The organism is Pseudonocardia sp. DxW, assembly GCF_058448985.1.
Window position 1 is genome coordinate 1 of record NZ_JBZFLK010000001.1, and the last position, 11,384, is coordinate 11,384.

The following is an 11,384-nucleotide window of genomic DNA, read 5'->3' on the forward strand; positions in this document are numbered from 1 at the left end:
CAAGATCCGGTCCTGCCCGAGCCGGGCCGCCGAGCTCGTCGCCGCAGTTCAGACCCTCATGATCGCCAACGGATGATCAGGTTGGCAAAGGCTCATTGATCAGTTCGGTGAGCGTGCGGATCAGGCCGGCGTCCGCGTCGCACTCGACGGCGAGTACCCCTCCGCCACTCATGGGCAGGGGGTCGCGCCCGTTCAGCGGGCTCCTTTCCACGCCTCGGCGATGACGTCCGCCACCACGTCGGGCTGCGACAGGAACGGCGAGTGCGAGGAATCGATCCTGACCACATTCGTCGTCGTCGCGGAGATCCGGTCAATCGCCTCGACGTACTCCTCCTGCATCCGCGGCGGGATCATTCGATCGCGCTCGCAGACGACGTACGTCCGCGGCACGCTGCCGAAGTTCTCACGAGTGGCGGACACCGGCTCGAGGGCCATTCCCACCGGCGCGTCGACGTTGAGAAGCGTGATGGCCGCGTCGGCGATCGGGACGGGGACGTCACCGTAGAGGGCCGCTCGAATGGCTTCGTGACCGCCGCGGTCGCCGGTGTCCATCCGCGAGGCGCCCACGGTCCGCGGATCCCCCCTCAACAGTGCCGTCCCCTGCTCGCCGGCACTGTTCGGGCTGGCCATGTACGCACCGGCGGGAACGCCGTCGACGGGTGCCAGAGCGGCGACATAGACGATGTGCGAGAACAGGGACGGCTCCAGTTCTGCGGCCAGCGTGGCGACGGCCCCACCCATGCTGTGCGCGACGACGACACACGGCTCGCCTCCCCCGATCGAGCCGAGTTTCGAGATCAGATCACGCGCCGCGGTCGTGGCCGTGACCGACGCGACCGGTGACGACTCCGAGCAGAAGGCATCCTCCTCGAACGGACGTCGCCAGTAGGACTCGGGCGGTACACCGTCGAGGCCCTGCCCCTGCAGGTCGACCGCGACCGAGGGAATCCGGCGCCCGGCCAATCTGATGGTCGTGAGGTTCCAGCACCACGTCCCGTGCCAAAATCCTGGGACCAGGACCACTTGCTTCATTCTCACTCCGTACTCGACGTTATCTGTCGTGTGTGGACTCATTGAGCCCGGCAGGTCCTGAGGTAGCTGAGGAACGAGGCCTGCAGGCCCGTCACGTGGGTCTCGCGCAGGACCGCGCTGGTGACGGCTGCACCACCGGCCCTCAGGCGGTGCAGGACGGTGGCCGTGTTCTTCGTCAGGTTCTGGTAGACGGCCAGGTCCCCGAGCAGCTCCCGGTCGTTGAGGGTCAGGTGGAGCTCGGTGGAGGGCAGGTCGTCGCCGAGCTTCTCGAGCAGGGCGAAGACCTGGCTGTTCTCATCGAGGACGCCGGGGCTGCCGGCTCCGATGCTCTCGAACAGCGTGCTGCCGGTGAGCCAGGCATAGAGACTGAAGAGTCCGCCGTAGGAGTAGCCGAAGAGGCCGTGGCCACTCGCGGCCGTGCCGTGGTCAGCAGACGAGGACCGGCGTGACCGTCCGGCCGGCGGCCGAGTCGTCGACCTTGACCCGCCAGAACCGGCGGCGATGCGCGGCCTCATGGCCGCCCGGCACCTCGGAGGACAGGACCACCGCCTGGCCGTCGACCGTGACCGTGGTCCCGGCGGGCAACCCGCTGGGCTCAGGGCGACGTCGTCGTCGCGGACAGCCGGATCAGCCGGTGCCGGACTGTGGAAGCACCCGTCCCGATCACCTCGATCGCCGTCCCGCCGGCACGCTGAAGGCGAGCGGGGAGTTGGAGCGTGGTCGGGGCGGCGGGGGATCCGAGCGCGACGGGTCTGCTGCGGGCGCGTGTCGGCCGGACCGTCGTGCAGGCCACAGAGCCTCACCGCCTGACCACCGGCACCCCCAGGTAGCGCATCGTCTCCCGTCGGGAGACCGCGCTCCCCCAGGCCGCTCCGACCAGCGCGACCACGATGAGCCCGGTGTAGAGGACCTGGACGCCGGCGGTGGCGGTCCCGTCCTCGCCCACCATCGTCATCGCCGCCAGCGGGACCAGACCGGAGACGAGCGAGCCGGCGAGCTGGTAGCCCAGCGAGATCCCGGTGAACCGCAGCTCGGCCGGGAACAGCGTGGCGAGGAAGCCGGACAGCGTCGCGTAGTACACGGCGTGCCCGACGTAGGACAGCAGGATCCCGACGTAGACCAGGACCGTGTCGCCGGTCCCGACCAGCACGATCAGCGGGATCGGCCCGACCACCAGGTAGACCACGGTGAAGGTCAGCTGAGCCTGGCGGGCGGATATCCGGTCCGCTGCCATCGCCGCCAGCGGGGTGAGCACGGTCTGCAGGATCGCGCCGATCAGCAAGGCGTTCAGGAAGACCTGCTGCGCCACCCCGCGGGTCTCGGTCGCCCAGCTCAGGGCGAAGACGTTCCGGAAGTAGACCCCCGACACCGCACAGCTGGTCAGGAACACGCAGAGGTTGGTCAGCGGGAAGGTGCGCAGCAGCTCGAAGATCGGGACCCGGCGACGGGGATCGCGGCGCTGTCGCTCGCGGGCGGCGAGGAACTCCTCGTTCTCCTCCAGCTTGAGGCGCAGCACCAGTCCGACGACCAGCAGCGTCCCGCTGAGCAGGAACGGGATCCGCCAGCCGCCGTCGACCAGGAAGTCACCGGAGGGCAGCAACAGGAAGACCGCGGTGGACAGGATCGACCCGACCGGAGCGCCCACCTGCGCCATCGACGCCGCCAGCACCTTGCGGTGCCGCGGTGCCGCCTCGGACGCGATCAGCACCGCACCGCCCCACTCGCCGCCGACCGACAGCCCCTGCAGCATCCGGAAGGTGATCAGCGCGACCGGTGCGAGAAGCCCGATCGACTCGTAGGTGGGCAGCAACCCGATCGCGGTCGTCGAACCGCCCATCAGCACCAGGGTGAGCAACAGCGAGGTCTTCCGGCTGACCCGGTCGCCGATGTAACCGAACAGCACCGCGCCGACCGGGCGCAGCACGAACCCGATGGCGAACGTCCCGAGCGCGGACAGCGTCTGGACGACGGGACTGGCCACCGGGAAGAACAGCTTGCCGAGCACGAGCGCGGCGGCCGTCCCGTAGACGTAGAAGTCGTACCACTCGATCGCGGTGCCGACGAACGCACCCCAGGCCGCGCGCCGGGCATTGCGGGCCCGGACCGGATCGGGCATCTGAGGTGGCGCCGAGGCGGTACCGGACATGCGGGATCCCATCGTGATCGGGGTGGGCGGGGAGACGGGTGGTGGTGTGGGAGCGACGGTCAGCGACGGCCCGCGGGCGAGCCCGCCGAACCGGATCCGAGATCGACCCGCAGACCGCGCTCGTCGAACAGGTGGATGTCGCTCAGGGTGAAACCGACCGGGATCGTCCGCCCCGGTACGACACTGCTGCCGGGGGGCAGTCGCACGACGAACACCGCGGCCCTGGCCGGCCGGTCGAGCGGCGGGAGAACGGTGTCGGCGATCGGGGCCGCCGTGCCGCGGCCACCGCCGAGACGACCGAACCAACCGCGCCGGGCGGCCGAGCGGTCGGCCTCGGGCGGCCCGGTGTCGACCGCCCCGGCGCCGATGTCGAGCCGCGCGTACGTCCCGCCCGCCCGCTGCTCGACGTCGAGTACGCGGCCCTGCAGGGCGTTCCCGGCCTGGCCCGGGCGCACGGCCTCCGGCCGGACGCCGAGTACCAGCCGCTCGCCGTGGTAGTGCGCGATGGCCCGGGACCGGATGTCGTGCCAGGGAAGCCGCAGGTAGTGGGCGCCGACGCCGAGCGCGACGAACTCGTCCAACCCGACGTGCACGCTCACCTCGACCAGGTTCATCGGCGGGTCACCGAGCGCGGCCGCGGTGAACACCGTGGCCGGATCGGTCCAGAGCCCGCGCGGGGTGCCGACGTCGCGGATCCGGCCGTCCCGGAGGATCACGATGCGGTCCACCGCGTCCGGTGCAGCGCCGGAGTCCGCCGCCGTGTAGATCACGGTGGCGCCCAGGTCCTGGATCTGTTCGGAGACGACGGGCCGCAGCCCGTCGAGCGAGCCCGCGTCCGTCCCGGTGAGCGGTTCGTCGAGCAGCAGCAGGCGCGGCCTGCGGATCATTGCCCGGCAGAGCGCGACCCGCCGCAGGTCACTGGCCGACAGCTCGCGCGGCCGCAGTCGGAGCAGCCCGGCGAGGCCGAGTCGCTCGGCCATCGCCTCGACACGGACCTCCTGCTGCTCCGCGTCGAGGCCGGAGAGCTTCAGCGGCAGGGCGATGTTCTCGCCGACGTCGAGCCGGGGATAGAGGTCCTGCTGCTGGGAGACCATCGCGAGCGGCCGGTCCTGCGGGAGAACGTCGACGACCGGGCTGCCGTCGAGCAGCACGGCGCCCGCCGACGGCGCCGTCACCCCCGCCGCCAGTTGCAGCAGCGTCGACTTGCCGCTCCCGGCCGGCCCCAGCACGACGACCGTCTCGCCGGACTTCACCTCGAGGTTCACCTCGGTCACCGCGAACGACCCGTCAGCGGCGCGCTTGCTCACGTCCCGGAACTCCACGGCGCTCACGATCGGCCCCCCGCCGTCACCCGACCATCACTGTTTGGCACATCCGATCAGTAGTGTTGCAGATCACAAAGATACACAGCGCAATACGACACTCCGCACGAGGGGGTGGTCCGCGGGCCGAACCACTCGTTCAGAGCAGAGTCGAAGTCGCCCTCCGCCACGACTGCTCCGTCGGACGGAAGTACTCACCGATGATTCTTTAACTATATGTCTGAACAAGTTATTGCCTGTGTGCATGTCGCAACTACCGTTTCCGTCACCGCGCACTCCCAGGCAGGAGAGCCGGCCGGATCCGATCCCGATCCACCGATCCGTCGACGCGGTACGGCACCGCCGACCGCCACACCAGCACGAACGCACCGGGCGTCGTACGCGTCGCGGCCACCGCCCGGTGTGCGACACCGCCCAGGATCCGGCCGCCTCAACGGGGGGGGGATCCGTCATGTCATGTCACTGCACGCCGGTGCGGGGGCCACCGAGCTGCCTCCGGACACCAGAGGGCCGCACTCGCGGCACCTCGGACTGATCACCGTCATCGCCACCTTCGGCGGTTGCTGTTCGGCTACGACACCGGCGTCATCAACGGCGCGCTGGAGCCGCTCACCCGGGACCTCGCGCTGACCGCGTTCACCGAGGGCTTCGTCGTCAGCATCCTGATCTTCGGCGCGGCCGCGGGCGCCTTCGTCGGCGGGGCCCTGTCCGACCGCTACGGCCGCCGGCACAACATCCTGCTGCTGGCGATCGTGTTCATGGTCGGCACGCTCGGCTGCGTCGTCGCACCGAACTGGGAGATCCTCTCGGTGTTCCGGTTCGTGCTCGGCCTCGCCGTCGGCGGGGCGTCCGCGACGGTGCCGGTCTACCTCGCGGAGATCTCGCCCGCCGAGCGGCGCGGCGCGCTGGTCACCCGGAGCGAGGTCATGATCGTCTCCGGGCAGTTCGCCGCGTTCGTGATCAACGCGATCATCTACAACCTCTGGGGCGACGTCCACGCGATCTGGCGGGTCATGCTGCTGGTCGCGGTGCTGCCGGCGATCGCGCTGTTCATCGGGATGCTCCGAATGCCGGAGAGTCCGCGCTGGCTGGTCGCGCAGGGCCGGACCGACGAGGCCCTCGCCGTGCTGAGCCAGGTGCGGACCCCGCAACGCGCCGAGGCCGAGATGGCCGAGGTGCACCGGCTGGCCGACGAGGAGCGGCAGAGCCGGACCGGCGGGACGGTCGACCTGGGGGTCCGCTGGATCCGCAGGCTGATCGTGATCGGCGCGCTGCTCGGCGTCTTCCAGCAGTTCTCCGGGATCAACTCGGTGATGTACTACGGCACCCAGCTGCTCGGGCAGGCCGGGTTCTCGGCCAACGCCGCGATCATCTTCAACACGCTCAACCGGGCTGTTCAGCGTGCTCGGCATCACCGTCGGCATCCTGATCATCAACCGGATCGACCGCCGGACGATGCTGCTCGCCGGGTTCGCCCTGACCACGACGATGCACCTGCTGGTCGGGCTGTCGGCGTTCCTGCTGCCGGACGGCCCGGTGAAGGCCTACTTCATCCTGGTGTTCATCGTGCTGTTCGTGTTCTGCATGCAGGGCACGCTCGGGCCGCTGACCTGGCTGATCCTCTCCGAGATAATCCCGCTGCGGATCCGCAGCATGGCGATCGGGATCAGCGTGCTGGCGCTGTGGCTGGCCAACGCGCTGGTCGCGCTGGTGTTCTCGCCGGTCGTCGAGGGCATCGGGATCGCCTCGACGTTCTTCATCTTCGTGGCGCTGGGGCTCGCGGCGCTCGCCTTCGTCCACACCATGGTCCCGGAGACCCGCGGCCGGTCCCTCGAGCAGCTCGAGGCCGAGTTCCGCGAGCGCTACTCATGATCCACCCGACGATCGGAAGGACGACGACGTGAGCGTTCTGGCGCCGGTTCCGGCCGGTCCCGGGGGGCGGCTTCCCTGCAGGCGGGCAGCGCCGAGGCGACCCTGCTCGGCACCGAACTGGTCGTGCTGAACCTGACCCTCGACCCGATCGGCGGGGGCCTCCCGGTGATCGAGCGGGACGGATCGGGCGACCGCGACCCGGTCGACGCGGTCCTCGACGAGATCGAGCGGCGCGGCGACGTGCAGTGCCTGGTGATCGGGCTGCGCCGGCGCAGCCCGGTGGGCAAGGCGGTGCTCGGCAGCGTGTCGCAGCGGCTGCTGCTGCGGGCCCCGGTCCCGGTGCTCGCCGTCAAGGCTGGTTGACCGAGGCGACCGCCGCCGCCTCGGCCGCGCCGGACGTGGCGGGAACCGCCGGCACGGCGGCCGCGGCAGGCTCGGCGGGCTCGGCTGGCTCGGCGGCCCCGCCCCCCGCCGGCTCCGCCTCCCGGGCCAGCACCGCCACGAACGGCGCAACGTAGAGGGCGCGGACCCGGTCCCAGCCCTCGTCGGAGTCGAGATCGAGGGTGGAGACCGGATTGAGGACGAGCGACACGACCAGCCGGACCAGCAGCTCGGCGAGCGGCTGCACGTGCCCGGGCGGGATCTGCAGCCCGGCGGCCGCGACCTCCCGCCGCACGTGACCGGAGATCCACTCGGACGCCACCGAGATCAGCGGACCGCCCGCGGTCGTCAGGTGCGGGAGCAGGATCTCCGGCTCGGTCCGCAGCAACCGGGCCAGCACCGGGTGCCGGCGCAGGTGCTCGACGCAGAACCGGACGCCGACGGCGAGCTTGCCGTCGATCGTCGGCTCCGCCGCGACCACCGCGTCGGCCTCGGTGGTGAACCACCGCAGCTCGGCGGTCAGCAGCGCGCGGACCAGCTCGTCCTTGCGCGGGAAGTGCCGGTAGACGGTCATCCGGGAGACCCGGCCCCGCCGGGCGACCTGGTCCATCGTGAAGCGCCGCAGCCCGAACTCCTCGACCACCCGCCGGGCCGCGGACAGCACCCGGCCCGCGGTGGCGTCGGGCGGCTCCCGGCCGGGATCGAGGACGTCCACCCGGAGCTGCTGGAAGTTCCCGGAAGCGGGGCCACCCCTCGACATCGGCGCTGTGACACCTCCGTGGCGGCCGCCGGGAGCCGGGCGCCGCCGGGGCACCATCCCCCCGCCGCACGGTCCGGCCCGCCCCCGGCGGGACGAGTTCGTCCGGACACCCTAGCCGAAGGTTCACCTGATCGTGTCGTCATGGAACCGGCCGGTGCGGTCACAGCTGTCCTTTCGGCAGTTCTTCAGGACGTCGGAGGGCAGCTCGCCGAACTCCTCGCGGAACCGGCGGGAGAACCGGCCGAGGTTGCCGAACCCCCAGCGGCTGGCGACGTCGGCCACCGTCACGACGGCCGGGTCGCCGGCCCGCAGGTCGGCGCAGGCCTTCGCCAGCCGGATCCGGATCAGCATCTGCAGCGGGCTGGTGCCGAGCTCGCGCCGGAACGCCTCCTGCATCGACCGGACCGAGGTGCCGCTCGCCCGGGCCACCGCCCGCGCGCTGAACGGCTCGCCGGCGTGCTCGTGCAGGTAGTCGACGGCCCGGGAGGCGGCCGAGCGCGGCACCGCACCGGGGGTGGCCTGCGGGTACCGCGACTCCGTCGGGTGGGTCGCCAGCAGCACGCCGACCAGGTGCCGGTGCAGCTCGGCCCGCCACAGCGAGCCCGCTTCGCGCAGCTCCGCGGAGCGCAGGGAACGTTCGAGCAGCTGCACGCCCGACTGCCACAGCCGGGCGTCGCGCTCGGAGGTCGGGCAGCGGAGCAGGAACCGGGGCAGCGGCACCGGATCGTCGCCGACGATGTCGGCGACCGCGGCGTCGAACGCGACCCGGTCGATCCGGATCCCGCTGATCGCGGCGTCGTCGTGCCAGTGCATCCGGAACTCGAGCTCGGCGTCGAGCGCCACCGACCGGCCGGGGACGAGCGTCTCCGACGACCGGCCGCCGCTCACCGTGACCGTGCCGCTGATCGGCTGCACCACGCAGTGCACCCGGTCCAGCGGCGCGGTGGCCACGACGTCGCACTCGGTGCCGTAGCGCAGCTCGTCCAGCGCGACCGGCCCGTCGGACAGCGAGGCCTGAACGGCGCGGAACCGGCCGGGATCGCCGCGGACGGTGATGGTGTGCGGCGCGTACGCCCGCCCCACCACCGCGCGGGCCTGCTCCACGTCGGTCGTGTCGAGTTCGACGGTCGTCCCGTGCGGGACACACGTCCGCAGCCCCACCGCCCGAGAGCTCTCCGGCTCTCCCATGGAAACCCCCTCGGGTTCCGGGTCACCGCGCGGCCCGGTTCTCGAACCGCCAGTCAATGTTACAACAGACGTACCAATGTAAGGCCAGGCTCCAGGTTGGACAAGCGCACCCGCCGTCCTTTGCGGCATGTTTACGCGATCGCCCCACCGCAATAGCGACGTGTAGTCGCAATTAGGTTGTGACTGCGCCCGGCTCCGCTGACTAGACTGCGCCGGGCTCCGCCGACGGACGCCCGACGACGACCGAGAGGACGGCGGCCAGCGTTGCGACTCGACCCGACGACGACCGGTGGGATCGACTCCCCGATCGGCGCAGCGCAGGCGCTGCTCGCCCTGCACGACGGACGCCGGCCGCTGCTCGACCTCTCCCAGGCCGCCCCGCCCTACCCGCCGGCACCGGAGGTCGTCGAGCGGGTCGTGGAGGTCGCCAGGGACCCGGCCGGCGCGGGCTACGCGCCGGTGCCCGGCCTGCCGGCGCTGCGCCGGGCCGTCGCCGAGGAGCTGAGCCGGGACTACGCCGGTGGGATCGACCCGTCCGACGTGGTGGTCACGGCCGGCTGCAACCAGGCGTTCACCACCGTCGTCTCGGCGCTCGCCGGTCCGGGCGACGAGCTGGTCATGCCGCTGCCGTACTACTTCAACCACGACATGTGGGTCCGGCTGCAGGGCGTGCGGCCGGTCTACCTGGAACCGGACGCCGATCTGGTGCCCCGGGCCGCCGACGCCGAGGCGCTGATCACCCCGCGGACCCGGGCGATCGTACTGGTCACCCCGGGCAACCCGAGCGGGGTCACGGTCCCGCCCGCCGAGATCGTCACGTTCGCCGAGCTGGCCCGGCGGCACGACCTCGCACTCGTGCTGGACGAGACCTACCGGTCCTTCCGGGACACGGACGCCCCGGCGCACCCGCTGTTCGCCGATCCGCAGTGGCGCTCCACCGTGGTCAGCCTGCACTCGTTCTCCAAGGACCTGGCGATCCCCGGCTACCGGGTCGGCGCCGTCGTCGGCGCGCCGGAGCTGAACCGCGAGGTGCTCAAGGTGCTCGACTGCATCGCGATCTGCGCGCCGCGGGCCGGGCAGGAGGCGACCCTGACCGGCCTCACCCGGGCCGGTGCCTGGCGGGCCGGGCGGGTGGCCGAGATCGCCCGGCGGCGGCAGTGGCTGGTGGACGCGCTGGCGCCCCGGCCGGGCGGGTTCGAGGTCGTGTCCGCCGGCGGGTTCTTCGCCTGGGTGCGCCATCCGTTCACCGACCGACCCAGCACCGACGTCGTCCGCGAGCTGCTGCTCGAGCACGACACGCTGGTCATCCCGGGCACCGCCTTCCTGCCCGAGGACCGGCAGATGCTGCGGGTGAGCGTCGGGCGGGTGGACGCCGACGCGGCCGGCACGCTCGCCACCCGGCTCGCCGCGATCGGCGGCTGATCCCGGCCCCGCCCTCCCGGCCCGCCCCGGCCCGGTCACCCGGGTGCACCCCCCGCCGATCGCGGATCGTGCACACTCGGGGGACAATGATCACAGGCGATACTGCGGGGGTGTGAAGGGAGCCGGGTGCACGATGCCGAGCCAGGATCCGGCACCGCGCCCGACGACGACGCCACCCGATCACGCACCGTCACCAAACCGCTGCTGATCGCTCTGTCCCGGGCGGTGGAGGACTTCGCCCTCGCCCCGGCCCGGGACCGGCCGATGGCCGTCGTCGGCCTCTTCCAGCGGGCCGGCTACCTCACCCCGCAGCTCCCCACGTGGGCCCGGATCGCGCAGGAGTGCGCGGGCGGTGCGGTCGTCGCCGCCGCCGGCGCCGCGCCGCCGGGGATGCCGCCCGGGCTCGGCCACGTCCGGCTCGCCGACTCCGAGCCCGCGACCCGCGAGTGGAGCGTCACCGTGCTGACCCCGCGGTCCGGCGCGACCGTCGTGGCGCACGACCTGGAGTCCGTCGACGGCTCGGCCCGGTCGCTCGAACGCGGCAGGCTGTTCGCCGCCCGCTGGTCGTTCCGGCACGCCGACGCGCACGCCGAGCTGCTGCGGCTGCGCCACCAGCTCGGACCGCGGCTCGGCGCCCGGCGCACCGGCACGCTGGACGAGGTGCTCTCCCGGGTGCTCCCGATCCCGGGCACCGCCACCGACCACCGCTACGACGCCGCCGCCGACCGGCTCGCCCGGTACCTGTCCGAGGAGCGCAGGCGGGCCGACCTGGCCGAGACCCGGCTCGACGAGCTGGAGCCCGGCGCCGAGCGCGATCCGCGCAGCGGACTGCCCACCCGGGCGTTCCTGGACCGCTGGACCGCCGGATCCGCCCCCGGCACGCTGCCGCTGGGCCTGGTGCTGCTGCGGGTGCAGGGGCTCGGCGCCGTCAACCGCAGGCACGGGTTCCGGGCCGAGACCGCCGTGCTGCGCGGGGTCGCCAGGCTGCTCGCCGCGCACTCCGGGGCGTCCGGGCGGGCGGTCCGGGTCGGCCGCGAGGAGTTCCTGCTGATCCTGCCCGGGCTCGACGTCCGGTCGCTCGCCACCGTGGCGCGCAGGCTCTGCGAGACGGTCGCCGGGCTGTCCTCGGCGTTCCCGTTCGTGCCGACGCCGTGCCACGCCGTGATCACCCGGACCCGGCACCGGCCGCTCCCGCTGGACGCCCTGTGGGCCGCCCTGGACGGCGCCACCGGGACCGGGGTCACCCTGCTGCAGAGCTGAC

Annotated in this window: 10 protein-coding genes and 1 pseudogene; 5 read left to right on the top strand and 6 right to left on the bottom strand. The window is 72.4% G+C overall.

Annotated elements, in window-relative coordinates:
• Positions 1-192: 192 nt before the first annotated feature.
• The 4 genes from ACVJO7_RS00005 to ACVJO7_RS00020 form a co-directional block, all read right to left on the bottom strand.
• Entirely contained in the window at positions 193-1,032 is an 840-nt protein-coding gene (locus ACVJO7_RS00005; RefSeq protein ID WP_491671165.1) for an alpha/beta fold hydrolase, read from the bottom strand.
• Between the two features lie 38 nt (positions 1,033-1,070).
• Positions 1,071-1,547, bottom strand: coding sequence for an alpha/beta hydrolase (locus ACVJO7_RS00010; protein ID WP_491671166.1), 477 nt, complete (start codon positions 1,545-1,547; stop codon positions 1,071-1,073).
• A gap of 284 nt (positions 1,548-1,831) precedes the next feature.
• Positions 1,832-3,178 carry an MFS transporter gene (locus tag ACVJO7_RS00015; RefSeq protein ID WP_491671167.1) on the bottom strand — a complete coding sequence of 449 codons (1,347 nt, stop codon included), beginning with the start codon at positions 3,176-3,178 and terminating at the stop codon, positions 1,832-1,834.
• 59 nt (positions 3,179-3,237) lie between these two features.
• A complete protein-coding gene (locus ACVJO7_RS00020; RefSeq protein WP_491671168.1) occupies positions 3,238-4,509 on the bottom strand; it encodes an ABC transporter ATP-binding protein in 1,272 nt (423 codons plus the stop codon).
• A gap of 551 nt (positions 4,510-5,060) precedes the next feature.
• Here ACVJO7_RS00020 and ACVJO7_RS00025 point away from each other — a divergent pair.
• From ACVJO7_RS00025 to ACVJO7_RS00035, 3 genes and pseudogenes are all read left to right on the top strand, one after another.
• Positions 5,061-5,816, top strand: a pseudogene (locus tag ACVJO7_RS00025) (MFS transporter); the annotation flags it as partial.
• Between the two features lie 85 nt (positions 5,817-5,901).
• A complete protein-coding gene (locus ACVJO7_RS00030) occupies positions 5,902-6,372 on the top strand; it encodes an MFS transporter (protein WP_491671169.1) in 471 nt (156 codons plus the stop codon).
• Positions 6,373-6,495: 123 nt separating this feature from the next.
• Complete coding sequence (locus ACVJO7_RS00035) at positions 6,496-6,735, top strand: universal stress protein (protein WP_491671170.1); 240 nt, start codon at positions 6,496-6,498, stop codon at positions 6,733-6,735.
• On the opposite strand, the gene ACVJO7_RS00040 is transcribed toward ACVJO7_RS00035, so the two are convergent.
• Both ACVJO7_RS00040 and ACVJO7_RS00045 read right to left on the bottom strand, forming a co-directional pair.
• Entirely contained in the window at positions 6,722-7,513 is a 792-nt protein-coding gene (locus tag ACVJO7_RS00040; protein WP_491671171.1) for a TetR/AcrR family transcriptional regulator, read from the bottom strand. The genes ACVJO7_RS00035 and ACVJO7_RS00040 overlap by 14 nt on opposite strands.
• A gap of 123 nt (positions 7,514-7,636) precedes the next feature.
• The gene (locus tag ACVJO7_RS00045; protein WP_491671172.1) at positions 7,637-8,701 is read right to left on the bottom strand and encodes a helix-turn-helix transcriptional regulator; all 1,065 of its coding nucleotides are present in this window, start codon (positions 8,699-8,701) and stop codon (positions 7,637-7,639) included.
• 264 nt (positions 8,702-8,965) lie between these two features.
• On the opposite strand from ACVJO7_RS00045, the gene ACVJO7_RS00050 reads away from it, so the two are divergent.
• Positions 8,966-10,123 (top strand): aminotransferase, encoded by a 1,158-nt coding sequence (locus ACVJO7_RS00050; RefSeq protein WP_491671173.1) that lies wholly within the window; start codon positions 8,966-8,968, stop codon positions 10,121-10,123.
• A gap of 126 nt (positions 10,124-10,249) precedes the next feature.
• A complete protein-coding gene (locus tag ACVJO7_RS00055) occupies positions 10,250-11,383 on the top strand; it encodes a sensor domain-containing diguanylate cyclase (RefSeq protein WP_491671174.1) in 1,134 nt (377 codons plus the stop codon).
• Position 11,384 lies beyond the last annotated feature (1 nt).